The sequence below is a fragment of the Streptomyces incanus genome (assembly GCF_042656345.1).
In the GTDB taxonomy this organism is placed as follows: Bacteria; Actinomycetota; Actinomycetes; order Streptomycetales; family Streptomycetaceae; genus Streptomyces; species Streptomyces incanus.
Genome location: NZ_JBHSPC010000101.1, coordinates 52,674 through 76,007 on the forward strand (window position 1 = coordinate 52,674; position 23,334 = coordinate 76,007).

A 23,334-nucleotide genomic window follows, 5' to 3' on the forward strand; every position below is an offset into this window, starting at 1 on the left:
CCTTGTCCCCTGGAGGTCCTTGATGGCCCCGCCGCTCGGCGACATCGCCCACCTCGGGCACGTCCAGCTCTTCACCCCGGACCTGGACGCCAGCGTCGCCTTCTTCACCGACTACCTGGGCCTCACGGTCAACGGCCGGGACGGCGACACGGTCCGGCTGCGCACCTTCGACGACTACGAGCACTACAGCCTGGTACTGACCGCCCGCGAACGGCCCGGCCTCGGCCGGCTCGCCCTGCGGACCTCCAGCGAGGAGGCCCTGCACCGCCGGGTCCGGGCGATTGAGGAGGCCGGCGGATCCGGCCGCTGGACCGAGGACGAACCGGGCCTCGGCAAGCTGTACGTCACGACCGATCCGGACGGCCACGAACACGCCCTGTACTGGGAGAGCGAGCACTACCGAGCCCCCGACGAACTGAAACCCGCGCTGAAGAACCAGCCGCAGGCCAAACCAGGCCGGGGCGTGGGCGTCCGGCGACTCGACCACGTCAACTTCCTCGCCGCCGACGTCCTCGCCAACGCGGAGTTCCAGCAGCGGGTCCTCGGGGCACGCCCCACCGAGCAGATCCGGCTCGACAACGGCCGGATCGCGGCCCGCTGGCTGACGTACACGCACAAGTCGTACGACGTCGTCTACACCGAGGACTGGACGGGTTCGAACGGGCGGCTGCACCACATCGCCTTCGCCACCGACACCCGCGAGGACATCCTGCGCGCCGCCGATCTCGCCATCGACACCGGTGTGTTCATCGAGACGGGACCCCACAAGCACGCGATCCAGCAGACGTTCTTCCTCTACGTCTACGAACCGGGCGGCAACCGCGTCGAGTTGTGCAACCCGCTCACTCGCCTGATGCTCGCGCCCGACTGGCCGCTGATCACCTGGACGGAGGCCGAGCGGGCCAAGGGCCAGGCATGGGGGCTGCACACCATCGCCTCCTTCCACACGCACGGCACCCCACCGGCCGACACCGACACCGACGGTGTGCCGCGGGGCAACGCCGCGGGGTAACGCCGCGGGGCGGCTTCGCCTAGGGCCCGGGAGGCGGGAGGGACACCCGGGGACGTCGGCGAGGCGGCCCGGCGGGCCCGGGAGACCGGCATCGCCTCCGTCGCCGTACGTCGTACCGTGCACACCGGCGCCATCGGCCACTACGTGGCGCGGATCGCCGAAGAGGGCCTGATCGGCCTCGGGTTCGTCGCCGGCATGCCGAACATGGCGTACACCGGCGCCAAGGGGCCCGCCGTGGCGACGGGCCCGCTCGCCGTCGCCGTGCCGGCCCGCGCGCACGCGCCGCTGGTGCTCGGCATGGCCACCGCCACCATCGCCCTCGGGAAGATCCGCCAGGCGAAGGCGAAGGCGAAGGCGAAGGCGAACGGCACACCGCTTCCCGAGGGAGCCGCCGCCACCGCGGACGGTACACCCACCACAGACCCGGCGCAGGCGGTCATGCCGCTGCCGCTCGGCGGCGCCAAGGGCTCCGGGATGTCGCTGGCGTTCGAACTGCTCACCAGCGTCCTCGTGGGGGCGCCGATCCTCGCCGCCTTCCGCTCCGAGGACCCCGCCGGCCGCAAGCACCGGCAGAACGCCCTGTTCACCGCCCTCGACCCGGCGGCCTTCGATGACCCGGAGGCGTTCGTCGGCGCCGTCGACACCACGCCGGCGGCCGTCAAGGGCCTGCCGGTCGCGGGGGGGCGCCGAGGGGGTGTTCCACCCAGGGGAGCGCAGCGCCGCCACGGCCGCCGAGCGCGGGGAACGGAGAGTACCGGTGACACCGAAGGTGTGGCGCGAGCTGCCGGAGAGCGCGGCCAGGCCGGGAGTCACGCCGCCCGAGCAGCGGCCGTAGGCCCCCGCACCCTCCGTCCCTGGGCCGCCTTCCGGATGCGGTAGTGTTGGCCTACGTGATCACGCGGTACGCCGCGCGGAACGCATCGGGACGTGGCGCAGCTTGGTAGCGCACTTGACTGGGGGTCAAGGGGTCGCAGGTTCAAATCCTGTCGTCCCGACTTGAGAGAGTCGCAGGTCAGAGGTCGTGTCGGGGGAATCCGGCACGACCTCTCGGCCGTTTTGGGTGCGGTCACGTCCGGTAGTGGTCCTCGATGGGGAGTCGTGCCTCGTCGAAGAGGGCTGGGCCGTGCTGCTCCACCGTCGGCCAGGCGCCCGACTCCGGGTTGAGTCCGACGAGTTGCTCGGTGGACAGGGCGTAGACGACTCGGCCGAGACCGGAGCGGACGATGCCCCCGGCACACATGGTGCACGGCTGGCAGCTGGTGTACAGGGTGGTGTGTGCGGCGGTGGCGGCGTCGAGCTCGCGGGCGGCCCAGCGGGCGAGCTTCAGTTCCGGGTGGGCGCTGATGTCGCCATCGCGTCGCACCGTGTTGTGGGCCTCGGCGAGAATCGTGTCGTCGGGGCCGGCCAGCAGCGAGCCGTACGGTGCGTCGCCCAGGGTGAGGGCGTGGGCGGCGACGGCGATCGCGCGCCGCAGAAGTCTCTCGTCGGCGGTCGTGATCATGATGGTGCGCTCCAGTGTGTGGCCACGGCGGTGAGCGCCCGCCAGGCCTCGTGGGGCCGACGGGTCTCCTCCGGATCTCCGTGATAGGGGTCGAGGACGACGGTGTCGGCGCCCAGTCGGTGAAGCTGCTCGAGATCGTCGAGGATCTGCTCGAGGGTGCCGATGCCCAAAGGCCGCTCGGGGTCCTCGACGGGGGTGGTGGTCATCCGCAGCGCGATGCGGGGCGTGACGGCCGGCAGCGAGTGGTTCGTCAGGGCCGAGCGCAGCCGGGGAACGCCGACCCGCAGTGGATGCCAGGCGTCGCCGAACCGTACGGCGCGCCGGAGCGCGGCCTCGCTGTTGCCGCCGACCCAGACGGGGATCGCGGGGGTGCCGTCCCCGGTCTCCGTGTGCCAGGTGTCGCGCAGGGTGGCCAGATGCTCGTCGGTCAGTCTGCCGCGCGCGGAGAACGGCACGCCGAGCGCCTCGTACTCCTGGCGTGACCAGCCGACGCCCACGCCCAGCACGAACCGGCCGCCGCTGATGCGGTGGAGGTTCGTGGCCATACGCGCCACCAGCAGCGGATGCCGGAGAGGCAGGAGGAGCACGGTCGTGCCCAGTCGCAGCCGGGTGGTGACGCCGGCCAGCCAGGACAGCGCGGTGAACGGTTCGTAGAACGGCTCCGGGTACCGCTCGGCCACGTCCGGGGTGACGGCCACGTGGTCCGACATCATGAGGAGGTCGAAGCCGAGCCCCTCCACGATCCGTGCCCACTCGCGAAGGACGCCGGGATCGGTCCCGGGCCCGAAGTTCGGTACGTTGACGCCAAGATGCATGCCTCGAAGCTATACCGGCGATCCGGCGTCGCGGAACCGAATTCTCCCTGTCCTGACCGTGTTATCTCGTGAATCTGCCGGTAGGATCGCGATATGGCCGTTGATCTTGACGATGTCGACTGGGTGATCCTCGAGCTGCTGCAGCGGGAGGCGCGGATCTCCCTCAGCGAGTTGGGCCGACGGGTGGGCCTCAGCTCCTCGGCCACCACGGAACGGGTGCGGCAACTGGAGGCGCGAGGTGTCATCACCGGTTACCACGCGGTGGTCGACCTGGCGAAGGCCGGCTACCCCGTGCTTGCCCTCGTCCGCCTGAAGTACCCGGGCAACCGCCATCAGCCGTTGCGTCAACTGCTCGCCGGGCGACGGGAGATCCTGGAGTGTCTGCGCACCACCGGCGACGACTGCTACACCCTGAAGGTGGCGGCGACGTCCATGGGGCATCTGGAGGCGCTCATGGACGAGCTGGCCGGCCTCGGCAGCACGACGACCAGTGTCGTCTACAGCCAGACGATGCCTTTTCGGGGGCCCGGCCGGCCGTGACCGGCGGCGGGCCGGCGACCGGTGGGCAGTCGACCGGCCCTGAGACGGTCGGCGGGCAGGCGGCCGGCCGCCGCTCTCCCGGACGTGGCGTGGGTCGGGGACGGTCACCCTCCCCCGAAGGTGACCGTCCCCGACCGCTCCCCCGGCGCCGGAAAGTGGTCGTGGCGTCCGTGTCAGCGGACCGGTGCCGTTACCAGCACATGACCGCGGTCTCGCCCGAACCCCGTGCGGAGTACAGGCGGATCCGGACGAAGTAGCGGCGGCCCTTGACGAGCCGGACCGAGAGGGACGCGTTGTGCGGGGTCCCTCCGTCGTCGTGCCCGGCGAGGTAGCGGGGCTCCCCGCCCCGCTCCTCGAACAGCACGACGACCAGGTCGCCGTCGCCGAAGGTGCCCACCGTGTAGTCGCGGGTCTCCACCGGGTCGATGGGGAAGTCGGCCTGTTCGCCGGCGCCCAGGCCGAGCGGCACCGAGCGGAACGGCACCAGCGTGGGCGGGCTCGGCCGTTCGGCCGGCGGATACCAGCCGAGGGCGAACTCCTTGTCCGCCGCGGACAGCGTGCCGGGCGGATGGACGCCCCCGCGGAACTGCTCCGGTTCCAGTATCAGCCCCGGCGCGAAGGCATACCCCATGATCGAATCGGCGTCCCAGACGGGGCCGTTGACTTCGTTCGCGTCCAGCTTGCGCAGGATGTTGTGGTGCGTCCTTTCCCGGCTCCAGTGGTTGGGCGGGCCCGCCAGCTCGGCGTACACGGCCTCGTCGTCCCAGTGGAGACCCGCGCAGGGGCTCTGGTGCTCGTGCAGCATGCCCAGGGCGTGACCGATCTGATGCAGGGCCGTCCCACGCTCCCCGGACTCGGTCAGATCCCAGCCGAAGTTCATGGTGCGGTCGTGCAGACCCGCCAGGAGCGCCTCCTTGCCCACGGCCGACCAGGAGCCGCCGCCGGGCTGGAAGCCGATGCGCAGCTCCGCCTCCGAGTGGTCACGGACCTCGGTGAAGGTGAGCCCGATCCCGAGGCCCTGCCACTCGGCGAAGCACTCGCGCACCACGTCCTGCTGCGGCCTGGTGCCACTCCACGACACCCACCGGGTCCGGCCGGTTCCCGGCACGGGGATGACCGACCCGTCGGTGTCGCCGCGGAAGAAGCAGTAGTGCAGCACGGTGCCGTTGACCCACATCCGCCGCCCGGCGGTCAGCGCACCGAGCCGCTCGGCGGCGAGCCCCGGCGCGAAGGCGGGGGCCGGCTGCCGCGTCAGCGAGCAGTAGCGAGGGGTCATGGCGAACAGGGTGCCCCACGGACGTTCCCCGGCGCCTGAGTCGGGGCCTACTCAACTCGCCCTGTATCAGGCGTGAGTATCCCCGCTCCTGTTGATGTGACGACTTCACCGGGGAACACGATCACGCCGTACACGCCGTTTTGGCCCCACGAGAGGGAGGAGACGCCGTCCATGAGGGAGGCGGTGGCGCTGGAGCCCCTGCCGCTCTGGCCCTTCACCGGCAGGGAGGACGAACTGCATTTGGCCCGCCGGTCGTTGGCCGGAGCCCGGCGTGGCCTCGTGGTGACCGGGCCGCCGGGCCGGGGCAAGACCCGGCTCGTCACCGAGGCCGTCCGCGGTACCGACTGCGCCCGGATCGCCGGAATCCCGCAGGCCCACCGGATGCCGTTCGCCGCCTTCGCCCCTCTGCTGCCCGGATCGGTCACCCTGCACCGCGCGGTCCGGCTCCTGTCCGGAGTGCGGACCCTGCTGGTCGACGACGCCCACCTGCTCGACGACTCCTCCGCCGCCCTGGTCCATCAACTCGCCGTGCGGTCGGACACCCGGCTCCTGATCGTCGTCACCGACGGAGCTCCCGTACCCGCCGCGGTGTCCCGGCTGTGGACCGGCGAGCTGCTGCCCCGGCTGCCCCTGGGGCCGCTGCCCCGGGAGGAGACCGCACAGCTGGTCACGGTGGGCGCGGGCCGGGCCCCGGAGCCTCTCACCGCCAACCGGCTGCACCGCCTCGCCGGCGGCGACCTGCGGCTGCTGCGCGAACTCCTGGGGGCACTGCGGGGACACGAGGACCTCACCCGTGTACCGGGCACGGACGAGTGGGCCTGGCGGGGCCCGGTGCCGCTCACACCGGCCGTCCGCGAGCACACCGCCCACCTGCTCACCCGTAGGGGCACCGGCGAACGCGAGACGCTGGACCGTCTGGCCTTCGCCGAACCCCTGCCGGTGAACCTGGACGACCCGCCGGGACCGGAGGGCCCGATGGACCCGGTCGCCGGCCCGGTGGGCCCTGGCCCCCTCGACCTCGCCGCCCTCGAACGTCTGGAGGACGACGGCCTGGTCCACGTCGACGACCAGGGCGCCGTCCGTCTCGCCCACCCCCTGCACGGCCCCGTCCTGCGGGCCGCGGCCGGCAGGCTGCGGGCGCAACGGCTGGCCCGCGCACCCGAGGAGTACGGACCCGCCCTGGACGCCGAGGCCGCTGCCCTCACCGCGCTGATCGGCCAGGCCGACGTCCGGGCCGTCCCGGCGCCCGTGGGGGACTGGCTGGTCGCGGAGGGTGTCCCGGTGCCCGCCGGGTACGCGGCACTGCGGGCCCGGTACGCGCGGCTGCGGGGCGAAGTACGGGAGGCCGCCGCATGGGCCCGCGAGGGACTGCGCACGGCGGCCTCCGCACCCTCCGGCCCAACCGGATCCGGAGCTGAAGCCGGAGCCGGATCCGGAGCCGAGGCCGGGGCGGTCGCCGGAGCCAGAGCCGAACTCGCCCTCGCCGAAGCCCAGTCGGCCGCCCGCACGAGCGGTCGGCACGCCACCCACGCCACTCACGACCCCTATGACGCCGTGCGCCTGGGCACCCCCGGGCGGGCCGCCGGGCGGCTCACCGGTGTCTTCGCCGCCCACGCCGACGCCCTCGCGCACGCCGACGGTCCCGCCCTGGACCGCGCGGCCGGCGAACTGGAGCGGCGCGGCTTCCTGCTGTTCGCGGCCGAGGCGTACGCCCAGGCCGCCGCCGCCCACCGCGACCCGGGCGCCGCCCGCACCGCGCGCACGCGTGCCGTCGCCCTCGCCCGTCGCTGCCAGGGTGCCCGCACCCCGGCACTCGCCGGTCTGGTCCTGGGTGAACTCACCGCACGGCAACGGCAGATCGTCACCCTCGCCGCCACCGGGCTCAGCAACCGGCAGATCGCCGAACGCCTCACCCTGTCGATCCGCACCGTCGGCAACCACCTGTACAGCGCCTACACCCGCCTCGGCGCCAGCGACCGCGCCGCCCTGCCCCGGCTGGCCGATCCCCGGCTGGCCGATCCCCGCCTGACCGAATGCCGGGAGGCCCAGCCCGCCTGACACGTCGTACTCCGCATCGGAGGGCCGTCCGCTCGGCTCAGGCCGCGCCGAACGCCGAGAACGCCCACCCGGTGGCCCGGTGCACCGCGTCGCCCGGCAGCGAGGCCCGCGCATCACGCAGGGCCTCCGCCAGGGACAGCCCCGCGTCGAGCCCCTTGTGCAGCGCGATCATCAGCGGCACCACCGCCGCGTCGTTCACGGGCGCGCTGCACGCCACCACGCCCGCCGTGCCGAGCGGCAGCAACGCCGTGACCAGGCCCAGAAGTTCGTCGGCGCCCACACTGGCGAACCGCGCGGTGTCGCAGCAGGACAGGATGATCCGGTACGGGCTGCGGTCGAGCCGCTCGAAGTCGTGCACGATCAGCGGCCCGTCGGCCATCCGCAGCGAGGAGAACAGCGGACCGTCCGCGCGGAACTCGCCGTGCGCGGCGATGTGCGCCAGCTCGGCCCCATCCAGTTCCTCCAGCACCCGCTCCACCCTCGCGTCGTCCTCCTCCAGGACCCTCGCCCCGCCGTACCGGCCGGCGAGCTCCGGCACCTCCGCACCGCCCGTCGCGAGCCCGGGACCGCGCACCAGCACCTGGCGGCCTCCGGACGGCGGCACGGTCTCCCGCGCGCGCAGCCAGCCGCTCGCCGACGGCGACACACTGAGCACCCGGTCCCGCAGCGACGGCAGCAGCGCCCACGGCACCCGGTGCAGCCGCCCCGGCGGTACGACCACCAGCGGGCCGGTGCCCAGATGCGCCGCCGCCGGACCCAGCAACAGCTCCTCCAGACGCCGGCCCGCGGCCTCCACCACCGGCAGCCGCGCCTGGGCCCCCGGATGGGCGAGGCGCCGCAGCCCGGCCTGCACATGCTCGGCCTCGATCTCCGCCGCGGCCAGGAGACCCGCCTCGAACCGCCGCACCCGCCCCTGCCCGCACAGCAGCACCTGCACCCGTCCGTCGAGCACGGCGAGTTCCACCAGCCGGCCGTCACCGCTGTCGCTCAGCCGCCGCAGCAGCCTGCCCACGTCGAACCGGCCCCCGACGTCGAACCGGCCCCGGCCGTCGGCCGTCGTGCCCCGCATGTGCAGGGTGCGGGAGCGTATCTCCCGTTCCAGACGCCGCTGTTCCCGCTCCAGCGCAGGCACGGCCCTGCCGTCCATCCGGGCCTCCTCCGCGCGGGCGGCGATCTCCCGGTAGGCGGTCATGCCGCGGAGCAGCGCGGGGTCGGCAGGCGGCCGGGTGGGTGGCGTGGACAGCGCGGTGGCCCGCCAGCGTTCGCTCCACACCAGCAGCCGCCGCGGCCCGCCCGAGACCAGGCTCGCCCGCTGGGCCAGGGCGGCCAGCTCCGCGCCCTGCGCGGTGGCCCGCGCCCGCAGCTCCGACGCGCCCAGCGTCATCCGGTGGTCGTCGAGCACGTCGAGCCCCCGCCGGCAGGCCTCCAGCACACCCCGCGCGGACCCGGCCGCCTGCGCCCGCAACGCCTGCGCGGCCCAGCCCGTCAGCCGTGCGAGCGGAGGCCCGCTGCGTCTGCTGCGGGCGGCGACCGCGAGATGCCGCTCGGCGTCCGCCGTCCAGCCGAGACCCAGCGCGATCCGGCCCGTGAGCAGCGACGCCTCCGGCGCGGCCGGCGCGCCCAGCGCGGCCAGCCGGTCGGCCACCGTCGCCGCCTCCGCGACCAGCCGTCCCGAACCGCGCCCGGCCGCGTGCCGCGCCTCGATCGACACCAGCCGTGCGTGCGTCTCCCACCAGGTGCGCCGCTGCCCCGCGAACAGCCGTACGGCGAGCGCCGCGCGGGCGATCGCCGTCTGCGGGTCGTCCGCCAGCCGGGCGGCCCGCGCGGCGGCCAGCAGCAGCTCCGCCTTGCGGGTGGACTGGCCGCCGATCCCGTCGAGCGCCTTGACCGCCGCGTCCGCCCCCGCCAGCGCCTCGGACGCCAGTCCCGCCGCCATCAGCACCTCGCAGCGCCGGATGTCGAGCATGAACGTCGGCGTGCCGAGCTTGGCGTAGCGCTCCTCCGCCTCGTCGAACAGCCTGAGCGCCGCCGGGACGTCACCGGAGCGGAACGCGGCAAGACCCCGGCTCTCCACGGCGTCCGCCTTGTCGTGCTCCTGGCCCGTGGTGTCCCACAGTGCCTCCGCCGCGGTGAAGTCGGCGTTCGCCTGCTTCACCGCACCCAGCGCCAGATGCACCGTCGCGCGCAGGGTCAGGGCGCGCGCCGTCCAGATCACGTCGTCCACCTGCCGCAGCACGGTGATGGCCCGCCGTACGTCCTCCAGCGCCTCCTTGTGATGTCCCAGCACCCACCACGAGTAGGCACGCCGGAACAGCACACGCGCGCGCGTGTGCCCGGTACCGCGCTCGACGCCACGCCCCAGGGCGTCCAGGCCCTGCCGGGTGCGCCCCGCGTGCACCAGCGCCACCCCGAGGGTGCCCAGGACGTCCGCCTCCCGCTCGGCCGAGTCCGCGCGCGCCGCCCAGTCCCGGGCCCGCCGCAGGTGCGTCAGGGCCAGCCGCATGTCGCCGAAGTCCCGCTGCCAGATGCCGATCACCTGGTGGGCGACGGACGCGTGCAGCGGCGTGGGACGGCCGCCCAGCACGTTTTCCGCCCTCGCCAGGGCTTCGCCCGGGTCGGCGAAGACCATCGGCAGCAGCTCCAGCACCGATTCGCTTCCCGCTGTCACCTCATGGATGGTAGTGCTCCGCAACCGTGCCTCACAGGTGCGATGTTGTATCAAAGGGCCGCCTCACGACTCTGATTCACGACGCACCGTTCACCGACTGCCCGGCCCGGCATCCACTCCCCGACGACGACACCGCCCGACACCCACTCCGCTCTACGACAGCTTCCGCGGCCTCGGCCGCCCTCGCCCCGGTGGAGGACACGCCATGGCACCACAGCGATTCCGTGAGCAGTACGACCAGATCCAGCGCTCCATGCCCGACGTCCCCCTGGCGATCGGCCCGGACGACGCGGGAGAGTTCCTCTACGAGAAGGGCGTCGTGCTCGCCCGCGACGGCGAGGAGGCCCGCCTGGTCGAGGACACCGTGCGGCAGCACTTCACCACGTTCGCGGGCCTGACCGCCGATCATGTGCGCCGGGCGAGCCCGGAGACCAACCGCTCGGGCATCACGCGCATCCAGGTCGCCGACCCCGGGCAGGGCGACGGCGGCGGCGACCCCGCCGTCGCGGGCGCCCTGCGCGCCCTGCGGGAGCCGGAGGGCCGCACCGGCCGCCGGCTGGTCAGCCGCAACCACGTGGTGTCGATCGCGGTCAACGCCTGCCCCGGCGACGAGCCCGTGCCCGTGGAGGCCGACGCACAGCCCAACCCGGCCGTCGCCGACGGAGCCCACACCCCGGACAGCGCCGTCGGAGTCCTCGTCATCGACACCGGCCTCATGAACGACTACCGGTCCTACCCGCTCCTCGCCCACACCCGGGGCGACGCCCAGGTCGAGGAGTGCGGGGACGACGGCATCCTGAGGCAGTACTGCGGCCACGGCACGTTCATCGCGGGACTCGTCGCGGCCGTCGCCCCCAACACCGACATCACCGTCCGCGGCACCCTGAACGACGCCGGTGCCATCCTGGAGTCCGAGTTCGGCGAGAAGCTGTTCGAGGCCGTGGACCAAGACGGCTGGCCCGACGTCATCAGCCTCTCCGCCGGCACCTCCAACGGCCGCACCGACGGACTGCTCGGCATCGACGCCTTCATGCGGGAACTCCGGCAGCAGCGCACCCTGCTGGTCGCCGCCGCCGGCAACAACTCCAGCGCCACCCCGTTCTGGCCCGCCGCCTACGCCGACCTCCCCGGCTTCGAGAACGCCGTCCTGTCGATCGGGGCCCTGCGCGGCGACGGCGAGTTCGGCGCCTGCTTCAGCAACCACGGCGCCTGGGTGAAGGCCTACGCTCCCGGCGAGCGCCTCACCAGCGCGCTCACCGGCTTCGAGACCCCCGTGCCGTACGTCTACCAGCACTCCACCTACGACACCTGCCGCTACGGCTTCGGCTACGCCTGCACCTGCCGGCACCCCCGGCACACCGGCGTCCTGAGCGACGAGGGCGGCTCCGGCAAGCCGGACCAGGTGATGTTCGAGGGCCTCGCCCAGTGGAGCGGCACCTCGTTCGCCACCCCCGTCGCCGTCGGCATGATCGCCGCCCACATGACCGCTCGGGCCGAGACCGACCCGCGCAAGGCCCGGACGCAGCTGATGGACGGGAACAGGGAGGTCGCCGAGGTGCGCGGAGCAAACGTACCGGCACTCATCCCGGCCACCTGGAGCCCCACGCCGGTCGCGCTCCCCTCCACCCGGACATGAGGTGCGGAACCGCCCCCTCCACGGCGTACGATGACGTGCCGTACACGAGGGGTGGGGCAGTGGACCGTAGTGATGTCGGCGCGTTGGTCCAGTCCGCCGCCGGCGGTGACGCGGCGGCCTGGAAGTCGATCGTGGAGGGGCTGGGCCCTCTGGTGTGGTCCGTGGTGCGCGCCCACCGGCTCTCCGACGCCGACGCGCACGAGGTCTACCAGACGGTGTGGTTCCGCTTCGCCCAGAATCTGGGGCGGATCCGTGAACCGGAGAAGACGGGCGCCTGGCTGGCCAGCACGGCGCGGCACGAGTGCCTGAAGGTGCTCAGGAACGCGCGCCGGCTGACCCTGACGGACGACCCGCAGCTCCTGGACCGGGTCAGCGAGGACGGCACACCGGAGCAGTCGCTGCTGGAGGCGGAGGAAGCAGCCGCCCAGAGCGAACGGGTACGGCGGATGTGGCAGGAGTTCGAGGAACTCGGCGACCGGTGCAGGCAGTTGCTGCGCGTGCTGATCGCCTCGCCGCCGCCGAGCTATCAGGAGGTGTCCGCCGCGCTCGGTATCGCGGTGGGCAGTATCGGGCCCCTGCGCCAGCGCTGTCTGCGCCGGCTGCGGGCCCGGCTCGAGGCGCGGGGGGCGATGTGAACGGCATGGACGGTACGGACGGTATGGGCGACGGCATGGACGACGACCTCGACGACGGCGCGTTCGACGAGCACGCCGGGACGGCGGAGTCCGTCGGCGGCGAGGTCGACGCCGACCTGCTGGAGGAGGAACTCCGACAGGCCGCCGCCGTCCTGGACCCGCTGCCGCCGGCGCTGCTGCAGATCGCCGTGGACGCCTACGCGCTGCACGACCTGGACACCAAGGTGGCCGAGCTGAGCTTCGACTCGCTGGTCGACGCCATCCCGGTCAGAGGGGCCGAGGACCCGCCGCGGATGCTCACCTTCAGCGTGGGCGAGGTGACCGTGGACGTCGAGGTGACCGCGCACGGCCTGATGGGGCAACTGATGCCGCCCCAGCCGGCCCGGATCGAGGTGCTGGGCGGACCCCAGCCGGGCTCCTCCCTTACCGCCGACGACATGGGCCGTTTCACCGGCGCCGCCCCGCCCTCCGGCCCGTTCGCCCTGCGCCTGCGGACCGCGGGGGACGTGGTCGAGACGGAGTGGCTGCGCACCTGACCCGTGTCCCGGGCCGGGCGCAGCGCGCTACGCCCGGGTGACTGGGTGACGGGAAGGGCACCCGGTCAGCGCGACACGGCCTCCACCAGGGTCCGGAGAGCCGAGGCGAGGTTCCGCAGGCCCGGGCCCGCGGGGCCGCCCGGCTCGGTCATGTACGTGTCCCTGCGGATCTCCACCATCAGCGCCGTCACCTCCGCCCGCTTCTCGTGGAACTCCAGCGGCACGTACGTCCCGGCGAAGGGGCTGTCGAGTCCCGTCCCTCCGCAGGGCGCGAACGCCTCGCGGGCCGCGTCGAGCAGACCGGCCGGCGTGTGGAAGGCGTCGGTGCCCAGACAGACCGGCGGGCGCGGGCCCGCGCCGTGGAGTTCGTAGGGCAGGGGCGCGGTGGGGTAGGAGTGGACGTCGATGATCACGGCCCGCCCGGTGGCCGCCAGACGGTCCGCCACCGCCTGGGTCATGGCCTGTGCGTACGGACGGAAGTACCGCTCGATCAGCGGCCCGTGGTCGAACCCGTCGGGCCGCAGCGCCTCCTTGTGCGTGGTCCTGGTGTAGACCGCGCCCATCCCGGACGCCAGCATCTCCTCGCGCTCGTCCGGGAATCGCTCGGGGTCGATCACCAGCCGGGACAGCCCGTTCACGAACCGCCACGGAGTGATCCCGGCTGCCTCGGCGGCGGCCTCGGCGATCGCGGCGGTATGCGCGTCGGTGATGTGGTCCAGCTCCCGCTCCAGCTCCGCGTCGCCCAGTACGATCCCGGACCGCACCTCGGCCGGTATCTCCCGCGAGGAGTGCGGCACATGGAGGATCACGGGGGAGTCCCCGGCTCCGGGGAGGAGATCGTAGGACTGCGGGGTGTCGGCCATCGGGCTGCTCCAGGAGGGTTCGTCAGTGGTGCACGGCATGATCAAGGTGCCACACACCACTGACAACACGTCGGGGCCGGGGGCCGCCGTGCCGACTACCCCAGCAACTCGCGGATCAGCGCGCCGACCTGTTCCGTCTCGAGGAGGAAACCGTCGTGTCCGTAGGGCGACTCCACCACTCTGAGCCGGTCGGCACCGGGAAGGTGCTCGGCCAGCTCGGCCTGCTGGGACAGCGGATAGAGACGGTCCGAGTCGACCCCGGCCACCAGCGCGGGCGCGGTCACCCGGCGCAGGGCGGCAGGGACGCCACCCCGGCCGCGTCCCACGTCGTGGCCGTTCATCGCCTCCGTCAACACCACGTAGCTGCCCGCGTCGAACCTCCGGGCGAGCTTGACCGCGTGGTGGTCGAGGTACGACTCGACCTGGTACCGGCCGCCGCGCCACGGATCCTCCGTACCCTGCGGCTCCCGGCCGAACCGGGCCGACAGTTCCGGCTCGCTCCGGTAGGTGACGTGGGCGATGCGGCGGGCGATCCCCAGTCCCGCGTGCGGGCCCCGGCCGGTTTCGTGGTAGTCGCCGCCGCGCCAGTGCGGATCACTGCGAATGGCGTGCAGCTGGAGGGTGGACCAGGCGATCTGCTCGCCACTCGCGGCCGCCGCGGTGGCGAGCAGCAGCAGTGCCCCTGTGCGGTCCGGATGCGTCACCGCCCACTCCACGGCACGCATCCCGCCCATCGAACCGCCGACGACCAGCGCCCACGTCCCGACGCCGAGCGCGTCCGCCAGCCGGGCCTCGGCGGCGACCTGGTCCCGCTGGGTCAGGTACGGGAAGGCATCGCCCCACCGGCGCCGCCCGCCGGGGCGCGGCGAGGCCGGTCCCGTGCTGCCCTGGCAGCCGCCCAGCACGTTCGGGGCGACGACGAACCAGCGGTCGGTGTCGAGGGCCAGCCCGGGCCCGATCAGCCCGTCCCACCAGCCCGCCGTGGGATGACCGGGGCCGGCCGGTCCGGCCGCATGACTGTCACCGGTGAGCGCGTGCAGCACCAGGACGGCATTGGACCCGTCCGGCGCAAGCCGCCCCCAGGTCTCGAACGCCAATTCCGCACCGGGGAGTTCACCGCCCGCCTCCAGTGGCAGCGGCGTACCGAGGACATGCCATTGACGCCGTCCGGGCGGGTCCCCCTCCTGCCAGGCCCCGGTGGCCGACGGGAGGGGAACCGATGTTCCGGAGGCTGCGAAGGCGCTCAGGGGGCACCCTTGGCCGCGCGGAAACCGGACTCCAGGTCGGCCGTGAGGTCGACGAGGCTCTCGATGCCGACCGAGAGCCGCACCAGACCCGGCGCGGTGCCGGTCGCCTCGAGCTGCTCCTCGTCCAGCTGGCTGTGGGTGGTGGACGCCGGGTGGATGATCAGGCTGCGCACATCACCGATGTTGGCGAGGTGGCTGAACAGCTCCACACCGTCCACGAACCGCTTGCCCGCTTCGACACCGCCCTTCAGTTCGAAGGAGAACACCGCGCCGGCACCGCGGGGGAGGTACGTCCGCGCTGCCTCGTGCCAGCGGCTGGACGGCAGGCCCGGGTAGTGCACCACCGCCACCTCGTCACGCTGCTCCAGCCACTCCGCCAGCGCCTGCGCGTTGGCGGACTGCCGCTCCATGCGCAGGCTCAGCGTCTCCACGCCCTGCAGCAGCAGGAAGGCGGAGTGCGGGGCGATGGCCGGTCCGAGGTCGCGCAGCAACTGGACGCGCAGCTTGATCGCGAACGCACCGGGCCCGAGCGCCGGCCAGTAGCGCAGGCCGTGGTAGCTGGGGTCGGGCTCGGTGAAGTCCGGGAACCGCTCGGCGTGCGCGCCGAAGTCGAAGGTGCCGCCGTCCACGACCACTCCGCCGAGCGTGGTGCCGTGCCCACCGAGGAACTTCGTCGCCGAGTGCACCACGATGTCCGCGCCGTGCTCGAGCGGGCGCAGCAGATAGGGCGTGGGGAGCGTGTTGTCCACGACCAGCGGCACGCCCGCCCCGTGCGCCGCGTCCGCGACCGCCCGCACGTCGAGCACGTTGCCCCGCGGATTGCCCAGCGTCTCGGCGAAGAACGCCTTGGTGTTCGGCCGGACGGCCGCCCGCCAGGCATCGGCGTCGTCGGGATCGTCGACGAAGGACACCTCGATGCCGAACTTCGGCAGGGTGTGCCGGAAGAGGTTGTACGTTCCGCCGTACAGCGAGGAGGCCGAGACGATGTGGTCGCCGGCCCCGGCGAGTGTCAGGAGGGCCAGCGTCTGCGCGGCCTGCCCCGAGGACAGCGCCACCGCCGCCACACCGCCCTCCAGGGCGGCGACGCGCTGCTCGAAGACGTCCTGGGTGGGGTTGTGGATGCGGGTGTAGATGTTCCCCGGCTCCGCCAGCGAGAAGAGGTCGGCCGCGTGCTGGGTGTCCCGGAACACGAACGAGGACGTCTGGTAGATCGGCGTGGCCCGGGACCCGGTCGTGGGATCGGGCTCGGCGCCGGCGTGGATCTGCTTCGTCTCGAACGACCAGGCCGACATGTCGGGACCGGTGGACGTCTCCTCGGGAGTGTGACCGGCGAGGGCGGGTTCGGTGGGCTGACTCACGGTGTGCTCCTCGTGCGCAGTGCGGGCGCGGACGACGGGTGGGCGTGCGGATCCGCGGATGTACCGGTGGGGTGCGGGGGCGTGCCGGATGTCCCTGGGGATCAGGGCGTCGGGAAAGACCACGTGCCGACGTAGGTGTCGGCTTCTCGCGCGACACGCCGTAGTGGTGACACGTGCGCGGTCGCGGTGGCAGCGTGTCACCAGCTCGATGCTACGACGAGGGGGGCTGAAAATGAGATGGCGTCTCAGTAAGTGGTCGGTCTCTTCACGCGGCGTTCACGAACGTGATGTGACCGGGGCACGGCCCGCCGGCCCGGCCGGCGCCGAACACGGCTCCGCCCCGGCCGGGCGTCATGCCGACCGGGGCGGAGCCAGTGGATCCTTTGCCTGCTCGCGTCAGCTCAGCGACGCGAGCGCCTCGTTCCAGGTGGTGGACGGACGCATGACCGCGGCGGCCTTGGCCGGGTCGGGCTGGTAGTAGCCGCCGATCTCGACCGGCTTGCCCTGGACGGCGATCAGCTCGTCGACGATCTTCTGCTCGTTCGTGGCGAGGGTCTCGGCGAGCGGGGCGAAGGCCTTCGCCAGGTCGGCGTCCTCGGTCTGCCCGGCCAGCTCCTGCGCCCAGTACAGGGACAGGTAGAAGTGGCTGCCGCGGTTGTCGATGCCGCCGAGGCGACGGCTCGGGGACTTGTCCTCGTTGAGGAAGGTCGCCGTGGCCCGGTCGAGCGTGTCGGCGAGGACCTTGGCGCGGGTGTTGCCCGTGGTCTCGGCGAACTGCTCCAGGGACGGCACCAGGGCGAAGAACTCGCCCAGGGAGTCCCAGCGCAGGTAGTTCTCCTTGACCAGCTGCTGCACGTGCTTGGGCGCGGAACCGCCCGCACCCGTCTCGAACAGGCCGCCGCCCGCCATCAGCGGGACGACCGACAGCATTTTGGCGCTGGTGCCCAGCTCCAGGATCGGGAACAGGTCGGTGAGGTAGTCGCGCAGCACGTTGCCGGTGACCGAGATGGTGTCCTCGCCGCGGCGGATGCGCTCCACCGACAGCTTGGTGGCCTCGACCGGGTTCAGGACGCGGATGTCCAGGCCCTCGGTGTCGTGCTCGGCCAGGTACTGCTCGACCTTGGCGATCAGGTTGGCGTCGTGGGCGCGGGTCTCGTCCAGCCAGAACACGGCCGGGGAGCCGGTGGCGCGGGCGCGGGTGACGGCCAGCTTCACCCAGTCGCGGATCGGCGCGTCCTTGGTCTGGCAGGCGCGGAAGATGTCGCCGGCGGAGACGGTCTGCTCCAGGACGACGTCGCCGGCCTGGTCGACCAGGCGGACGGTGCCGGTGACCGGGATCTCGAAGGTCTTGTCGTGGCTGCCGTACTCCTCGGCCTTCTGCGCCATCAGGCCGACGTTGGGGACCGAGCCCATCGTGGACGGGTCGAAGGCGCCGTTGGCGCGGCAGTCCTCGATCACGGCCTGGTATACGCCGGAGTAGCTGGAGTCCGGCAGCACCGCGAGGGTGTCGGCCTCCTGGCCGTCGGGGCCCCACATGTGGCCGGAGGTGCGGATCATGGCCGGCATGGAGGCGTCCACGATGACGTCCGAGGGGACGTGCAGGTTGCTGATGCCCTTGTCGGAGTCGACCATCGCCAGCGCCGGGCCCTCGGCGAGCTCGGCGTCGAAGGACGCCTTGATCTCCGCGCCCTCGGGCAGGCCCTCGAGGCCCTTGTAGATGCCGCCCAGACCGTCGTTCGGGCTGAGGCCGGCCGCGGCGAGCTGCTCGCCGTACTGCGCGAACGTCTTCGGGAAGAAGACGCGCACCACGTGGCCGAAGACGATCGGGTCGGAGACCTTCATCATCGTGGCCTTCAGGTGCACGGAGAACAGCACACCCTCCTGCTTGGCGCGGGCGACCTGCGCGATGAGGAACTCGCGCAGCGCGGCGACCCGCATCACGGAGGCGTCGACGACCTCGTCCTTCAGGACGGGTACGGACTCGCGCAGCACTGTGGTGGTGCCGTCGTCGCCGACCAGCTCGATGCGCAGCGCGCCGTCCGCGGCGATCACCGCGGACTTCTCGGTGGAGCGGAAGTCGTTCTCGCCCATCGTCGCCACATTGGTCCTGGAGTCGGCGCTCCAGGCACCCATGCGGTGCGGGTGGTTCTTGGCGTAGTTCTTCACCGAGGCGGGGGCGCGCCGGTCGGAGTTGCCCTCACGCAGGACCGGGTTCACGGCGGAACCCTTGATCCTGTCGTAGCGGGCGCGGATCTCGCGCTCCTCGTCGGTCTTCGGGTCGTCCGGGTAGTCCGGCAGCGCGTAGCCCTGGCCCTGGAGCTCGGCGACCGCGGCCTTGAGCTGCGGGATCGACGCCGAGACGTTCGGCAGCTTGATGATGTTGGCCGCGGGGGTCTTCGCCAGCTCACCGAGCTCGGCGAGGGCGTCCGGGATGCGCTGGTCCTCGGTGAGGTGCTCCGGGAACACGGCGATGATGCGTCCGGCCAGCGAGATGTCACGCGTCTCCACGGGGACACCGGCCTGTGAGGCGTACGCCCGGACCACCGGCAGGAACGAATACGTCGCCAGTGCGGGGGCCTCGTCAGTGTGCGTATAGATGATGGTCGAGTCAGTCACCGGGTGCTCCGCTCCACGTCCGTCTGCAACATTGCTCGACATCAAGATATCCCGTACGCGCCCTGAGCTCGACAGGGGTCCGGACCGCATGGGGGCCGACGGTGTCGGCTCCCATGGGTTTCGGACCCCGGCGGTGGGCGGCCGCCGCGCCCGCCCACCGCGGGCCGCGCCCGCCCTGCGTCACACCGGGGCCGTGCGTCACACCGGGCGGAACGCCGTCATGTCGCCCGGCTCCGGCTCGGTGCCGCGCTGCTGCGGGAACACCACCGAGCCCTGCTGCAACGCCACCGTCCGCGCGGGCGACGGAATGCGGATGCCCTCCTCGCGGTAGCGCCGGTGCAGGCGCTTGATGAACTCGTGCTTGATCCGGTACTGGTCGCTGAACTCGCCGACGCCGAGGATCACGGTGAATCCGATGCGGGAGTCGCCGAAGGTGTGGAAACGTACCGCCGGCTCGTGCTCCGGGAGCGCACCGGTGATCTCCGTCATCACCTCGGTGACGACCTCCTTGGTCACCTCCTCGACCTGCTCCAGGTCGCTGTCGTACGACACTCCGGCCTGCACCAGGATGGTGAGCTCCTGCTCGGGACGCATGAAGTTGGTCATGTTCGTCTTCGCGAGCTGCCCGTTGGGGATGACCACCAGGTTGTTGGAGAGCGCGCGGACCGTCGTCTGACGCCAGTTGATGTCCTCGACGTAGCCCTCCTCGCCGCTGCTCAGCCGGATGTAGTCACCGGGCTGGACGGTCTTGGAGGCGAGGATGTGGATGCCCGCGAACAGGTTGGCGAGCGTGTCCTGGAGCGCCAGCGCGACCGCCAGACCGCCGACGCCCAGAGCGGTGAGCATCGGGGCGATGGAGATGCCCAGCGTCTGGAGCACCACCAGGAAGCCGATCGCCAGGACCAGGATCCGGGTGATGTTCATGAAGATCGTGGCCGAGCCGGCGACACCGGACCGGGCCTGGGTCACCGACTGCACCAGGCCGGCCACCACCCGTGACACCGACAGCGTCGCCGCGAAGATGACCAGCACCGTCAGCGTCTGGTTGACGTGGTGCTGCACGGTCCGGGTCAGCGGCAGCGTGGCCGCCGCGGACGCGGCACCGCCCGCGAGGGCCGCCCACGGCGCGATCATGCGCAGGGCGTCCACGGCGACGTCGTCGCCGCGCCACTGGGTCCGGTCCGCATGCCGGCCCAGCCAGCGCAGCAGCATGCGCAGCAGGAACGCCGCGACCAGGCCCGCGACGATCGCGATACCGGCGAACAGCACATCGTTCATGGTGAGCGCGCGCGTCATCGCTCACCTCCGGCGAGCACCCTTGCCGTGGGGCGTATGTGATGTCGTGTCACGTCTCGTCACCTGCTCGCGTTCGGGGGTGTCCGGGAGAGTGCGGCCCGGGAGGGTGCGCCGTGCAGAACCGGCCGGCCGGCGGTCGGCACGATCGCTCATCCTGCCGTATCCGAAAGGGCAGTTCGTACCACGCCGTGGCCGGGAGGCGCCCTGCTGCCGCCCTGGTCAGATCACCTTCAGCCGCACCAGCGCGCCCAGCGTCAGCGCTCCGGGCAGCAACGGCAGCCACACCGTGACGATCCGGAACGCCAGCACCACCGCCGTGGCCACAGCGGCCGCCCCGCCCACCGCGACCAGCGCCACGATCAGGGCAGCCTCCACCGAACCGAGGCCGCCCGGCGTGGGCACCAGCGCGACCGCGACGGTCGCCGCGAGATACGCCACCGCCATGTGCGCGACCGGCACCGACAGTCCCAGCGCCAGCCCCACCAGGATCAGCGACGCCGCCTGCAGCGCCGGGAACGCGAGCGCCCCGCCCCACAGCGCCAGTGCCCTCGACGGCCGGGTGTGCACCGACCGGGCCTCGCCGAGTGCCGTCCGCAGGAAGGAGAGCACGGCCGTCCGTACCCGCCGTACGAGCGCGAGCACGGCCGCCGTGGCGACCAGCACCGCGCCGAGCACGAGCAGCAGGGGGCCCAACGCGCCCTCGGGCGGTAGGGATCCGGGGCGCAGCACGTCCGGGAACACGACGAGCAGCGCACCCAGCAGGGCCACCCGGCCGATGGACTCCGCCAGCAGATACAGCGCGAGGGCGGCCGAGGAGCGGGTCAGGGACAGCCCGCACACCGTCATGAACCGCAGGTTGACCGCGCTCGCCCCCAGCCCCGTCGGCAGCAGATGGTTGGCCGCGCCCGCCGCGAACTGCGTGGCCAGCAGCCGCCGCGCGGGGAGCCGTTCGAGGACCGCGCCCTGCCGGGTGCACGCGGCGGCCACCCAGGTCAGACAGGTCGAGCCGGCCGCGGCCAGCAGCCAGGGCCACCGCGCGGTGCCCAGATGGACGAAGCCGTCGGCGAGCACCGACCGCTGCCGCACCGCGGCCACGGTCACGAGCAGCAGGGGAAGGACGTACAGGATCCTGCGGATGGTCCGCGTCACATCAAGGTAGCCTTTCCGCCCCGCGCCAACTGCGGGTGGCGGCAGGCCGGACGGCGGCTTACGGCTGGGCAGCGGCTGCTGGAGCGTCATACGGACCTCATATGCCCCGAACGAGTGGCGGGCCTTGACCTCAACAATGCTTGAGGTTCTACCTTCTCCGGCATGAGCATGGAGACCACCGCCTGGACCCAGTTGCACAGCGTCATGAACGCCGAGGAGGAACGCCGCCCCTTCGCGCGGGAAACGCTACGCCGCATCGCGGGGTTCGCCCGCCCGCACCGCCGCCGCATGACCCTCTTCGTCCTGCTCGGAGCCGCCACCGCGCTGCTGGCCGTCGCCACCCCCGTACTGGCCGGACGCGTCGTCGACACCATCGTGTCCGACGGAGACTCGGCTACGGTCGTCCGGCTGGCCCTGCTCATCGCGCTGATCGCGGTGGTGGAGGCGGCCCTCGGCATCCTCGGCCGGAGGCTGTCGGCCTCGCTCGGCGAGGAACTCATCCTCGATCTGCGGACCGCCGTCTTCGACCATGTGCAGCGGATGCCGGTCGCGTTCTTCACCCGCACCCGTACGGGCGCGCTCGTCTCCCGTCTCAACAACGACGTGATCGGCGCCCAGCGGGCCTTCAGCAACACCCTGTCCACCGTGGTCGGCAACGTCGTCACGCTGGTGCTCGCCCTGGCCGTGATGCTCACCCTGTCCTGGCGGATCACCCTGCTCGCCCTGGTGCTGCTGCCGGTGTTCGTGGTTCCCGCCCGGCGCATGGGCCGCCGCATGGCCGGGCTGCAGCGCGAGGCCGCCGCCCTGAACGCGGCCATGGGCACGCGGATGACCGAGCGCTTCTCGGCGCCCGGCGCCACCCTGGTCAAACTCTTCGGCCGCCCGCAGGAGGAGTCGGAGGAGTTCGCGGTGCGCGCCCGCCGGGTCCGGGACATCGGCGTACGGACGGCCACCGCCCAGACCGTGTTCATCACCGCGCTCACCCTCGTCTCCGCCCTCGCCCTGGCCCTCGTCTACGGCGTCGGCGGCCACCTCGCCCTGCGCGGTTCCCTGGAGCCCGGCGCGGTCGTGTCCCTGGCACTGCTGCTGACCCGCCTGTACGCGCCGCTGACCTCCCTCGCAGGGGCGCGGGTGGAGGTGATGAGTGCCCTGGTCAGCTTCGAACGGGTCTTCGAGGTGCTGGACCTGAAGCCGCTCATCGAGGAGAAGCCGGACGCCCGGGACGTGCCCGACGGCCCGGTCTCCGTCGAGTTCGACGACGTCCGCTTCGGCTACCCGTCCGCGGACAAGGTCTCCCTCGCCTCCCTGGAGGAGGTCGCCGCCCTGGACACGCGCGGTGGCGCCGAGGTCCTGCACGGCATCTCCTTCCGTGTCGAACCCGGGCAGACCGTGGCCCTCGTCGGCTCCTCCGGCGCCGGCAAGTCGACCATCGCGCAGCTGCTCCCGCGCCTCTACGACGTCGACTCGGGCGCGGTGCGGGTGGGCGGCGTCGACGTCCGGGACCTGACCGCGGGATCGCTGCGCGACACCCTCGGCATGGTCACCCAGGACGGCCACCTCTTCCACGACACCGTTCGTGCCAACCTGCTCCTGGCCGGACCCGGGGCGAGCGAGCCCGAACTCTGGGACGCGCTGCGCCGCGCCCGCCTGGACGACCTCGTACGGTCCCTGCCCGACGGTCTGGACACGGTGGTCGGGGAACGCGGCTACCGGTTCTCCGGCGGTGAGCGCCAGCGTATGACCATCGCCCGGCTGCTCCTCGCCCGGCAGCGGGTCGTCCTCCTCGACGAGGCCACCGCCCACCTGGACAACACCTCCGAGGCGGCCGTCCAGGAGGCGCTCACGGAGGCACTGGTGGGCAGGACGGCCCTCGTCATCGCCCACCGGCTGTCCACCGTCCGGACCGCGGACCGGATCCTGGTCGTCGAGGCCGGCCGGATCGTGGAACGGGGCACGCACGAGGAACTGCTGGAGGCCGGCGGCCGCTACGCCGCACTGCACCACACCCGGTTCGCCCCCCGGCCGGCGGACCCCGGCCCCGGCCACGGCCGCAGCGCACCGGCGGCGGTGTAGGCCCCCGCCCGGCCCGTCACACAGCGCCGCCGCCGACCCCGGGATCGAGGTCGGC

18 protein-coding genes and 1 tRNA gene are annotated in these 23,334 nt (G+C 72.7%); 9 read left to right on the forward strand and 10 right to left on the reverse strand.

Features of this window, described 5'->3' with window-relative positions; all coding sequences use genetic code 11:
• Positions 1 to 22: 22 nt before the first annotated feature.
• The 3 genes from ACFP2V_RS29830 (at position 23) to ACFP2V_RS29840 (ending at position 2,007) form a co-directional block, all read left to right on the forward strand.
• On the forward strand, positions 23 to 1,012 hold the full coding sequence (locus tag ACFP2V_RS29830) for a VOC family protein (RefSeq protein ID WP_381218410.1): 990 nt from the start codon (positions 23 to 25) through the stop codon (positions 1,010 to 1,012).
• A 117-nt stretch (positions 1,013 to 1,129) separates the two neighbouring features.
• Complete coding sequence (locus ACFP2V_RS29835) at positions 1,130 to 1,891, forward strand: Ldh family oxidoreductase (protein ID WP_381218411.1); 762 nt, start codon at positions 1,130 to 1,132, stop codon at positions 1,889 to 1,891.
• A gap of 42 nt (positions 1,892 to 1,933) precedes the next feature.
• Positions 1,934 to 2,007, forward strand: a tRNA-Pro gene (locus tag ACFP2V_RS29840).
• A gap of 71 nt (positions 2,008 to 2,078) precedes the next feature.
• Here the strand turns inward: ACFP2V_RS29840 and ACFP2V_RS29845 are convergent.
• Positions 2,079 to 2,513, reverse strand: coding sequence for a nucleoside deaminase (locus ACFP2V_RS29845; RefSeq protein ID WP_381218412.1), 435 nt, complete (start codon positions 2,511 to 2,513; stop codon positions 2,079 to 2,081).
• Positions 2,510 to 3,328 carry an LLM class flavin-dependent oxidoreductase gene (locus ACFP2V_RS29850; RefSeq protein ID WP_381218413.1) on the reverse strand — a complete coding sequence of 273 codons (819 nt, stop codon included), beginning with the start codon at positions 3,326 to 3,328 and terminating at the stop codon, positions 2,510 to 2,512. Before ACFP2V_RS29850 ends, ACFP2V_RS29845 begins: the two co-directional genes overlap by 4 nt.
• Positions 3,329 to 3,421: 93 nt before the next feature.
• On the opposite strand from ACFP2V_RS29850, the gene ACFP2V_RS29855 reads away from it, so the two are divergent.
• Positions 3,422 to 3,868 carry an Lrp/AsnC family transcriptional regulator gene (locus tag ACFP2V_RS29855; RefSeq protein WP_381218414.1) on the forward strand — a complete coding sequence of 149 codons (447 nt, stop codon included), beginning with the start codon at positions 3,422 to 3,424 and terminating at the stop codon, positions 3,866 to 3,868.
• A gap of 190 nt (positions 3,869 to 4,058) precedes the next feature.
• Here the strand turns inward: ACFP2V_RS29855 and absR1 are convergent, their stop codons facing one another.
• Positions 4,059 to 5,144: a beta-glucuronidase AbsR1 gene (gene absR1 / locus ACFP2V_RS29860; RefSeq protein ID WP_381218415.1), complete on the reverse strand. Its 1,086-nt coding sequence runs from the start codon at positions 5,142 to 5,144 to the stop codon at positions 4,059 to 4,061.
• A gap of 171 nt (positions 5,145 to 5,315) precedes the next feature.
• On the opposite strand from absR1, the gene ACFP2V_RS29865 reads away from it, so the two are divergent.
• Positions 5,316 to 7,202: a helix-turn-helix transcriptional regulator gene (locus tag ACFP2V_RS29865; RefSeq protein WP_381218416.1), complete on the forward strand. Its 1,887-nt coding sequence runs from the start codon at positions 5,316 to 5,318 to the stop codon at positions 7,200 to 7,202.
• A 37-nt stretch (positions 7,203 to 7,239) separates the two neighbouring features.
• On the opposite strand, the gene ACFP2V_RS29870 is transcribed toward ACFP2V_RS29865, so the two are convergent.
• Positions 7,240 to 9,831 carry a CHAT domain-containing protein gene (locus ACFP2V_RS29870; RefSeq protein ID WP_381218467.1) on the reverse strand — a complete coding sequence of 864 codons (2,592 nt, stop codon included), beginning with the start codon at positions 9,829 to 9,831 and terminating at the stop codon, positions 7,240 to 7,242.
• A 244-nt stretch (positions 9,832 to 10,075) separates the two neighbouring features.
• On the opposite strand from ACFP2V_RS29870, the gene ACFP2V_RS29875 reads away from it, so the two are divergent.
• From ACFP2V_RS29875 to ACFP2V_RS29885, 3 genes are read left to right on the forward strand one after another with little or no spacing between them, the layout of a single operon-like run.
• Positions 10,076 to 11,506 carry a S8/S53 family peptidase gene (locus ACFP2V_RS29875; protein WP_381218417.1) on the forward strand — a complete coding sequence of 477 codons (1,431 nt, stop codon included), beginning with the start codon at positions 10,076 to 10,078 and terminating at the stop codon, positions 11,504 to 11,506.
• A gap of 59 nt (positions 11,507 to 11,565) precedes the next feature.
• A complete protein-coding gene (locus ACFP2V_RS29880; RefSeq protein WP_381218418.1) occupies positions 11,566 to 12,141 on the forward strand; it encodes an RNA polymerase sigma factor in 576 nt (191 codons plus the stop codon).
• A 5-nt stretch (positions 12,142 to 12,146) separates the two neighbouring features.
• Positions 12,147 to 12,677, forward strand: coding sequence for a hypothetical protein (locus ACFP2V_RS29885; protein WP_381218419.1), 531 nt, complete (start codon positions 12,147 to 12,149; stop codon positions 12,675 to 12,677).
• A gap of 65 nt (positions 12,678 to 12,742) precedes the next feature.
• On the opposite strand, the gene ACFP2V_RS29890 is transcribed toward ACFP2V_RS29885, so the two are convergent.
• The 6 genes from ACFP2V_RS29890 to ACFP2V_RS29915 form a co-directional block, all read right to left on the reverse strand.
• On the reverse strand, positions 12,743 to 13,540 hold the full coding sequence (locus tag ACFP2V_RS29890) for an N-formylglutamate amidohydrolase (protein WP_381218420.1): 798 nt from the start codon (positions 13,538 to 13,540) through the stop codon (positions 12,743 to 12,745).
• A gap of 95 nt (positions 13,541 to 13,635) precedes the next feature.
• Positions 13,636 to 14,787, reverse strand: coding sequence for a homoserine O-acetyltransferase MetX (gene metX, locus ACFP2V_RS29895; RefSeq protein WP_381218468.1), 1,152 nt, complete (start codon positions 14,785 to 14,787; stop codon positions 13,636 to 13,638).
• Positions 14,784 to 16,145 carry a bifunctional o-acetylhomoserine/o-acetylserine sulfhydrylase gene (locus tag ACFP2V_RS29900; protein ID WP_381218421.1) on the reverse strand — a complete coding sequence of 454 codons (1,362 nt, stop codon included), beginning with the start codon at positions 16,143 to 16,145 and terminating at the stop codon, positions 14,784 to 14,786. Before ACFP2V_RS29900 ends, metX begins: the two co-directional genes overlap by 4 nt.
• 396 nt (positions 16,146 to 16,541) lie before the next feature.
• A complete protein-coding gene (locus tag ACFP2V_RS29905) occupies positions 16,542 to 18,761 on the reverse strand; it encodes an NADP-dependent isocitrate dehydrogenase (RefSeq protein ID WP_381218422.1) in 2,220 nt (739 codons plus the stop codon).
• A gap of 198 nt (positions 18,762 to 18,959) precedes the next feature.
• Complete coding sequence (locus ACFP2V_RS29910; protein ID WP_381218423.1) at positions 18,960 to 20,057, reverse strand: mechanosensitive ion channel family protein; 1,098 nt, start codon at positions 20,055 to 20,057, stop codon at positions 18,960 to 18,962.
• Positions 20,058 to 20,276: 219 nt separating this feature from the next.
• Positions 20,277 to 21,296 (reverse strand): lysylphosphatidylglycerol synthase transmembrane domain-containing protein, encoded by a 1,020-nt coding sequence (locus ACFP2V_RS29915; protein WP_381218424.1) that lies wholly within the window; start codon positions 21,294 to 21,296, stop codon positions 20,277 to 20,279.
• A 72-nt stretch (positions 21,297 to 21,368) separates the two neighbouring features.
• On the opposite strand from ACFP2V_RS29915, the gene ACFP2V_RS29920 reads away from it, so the two are divergent.
• A complete protein-coding gene (locus ACFP2V_RS29920) occupies positions 21,369 to 23,279 on the forward strand; it encodes an ABC transporter ATP-binding protein (RefSeq protein WP_381218425.1) in 1,911 nt (636 codons plus the stop codon).
• Positions 23,280 to 23,334 lie beyond the last annotated feature (55 nt).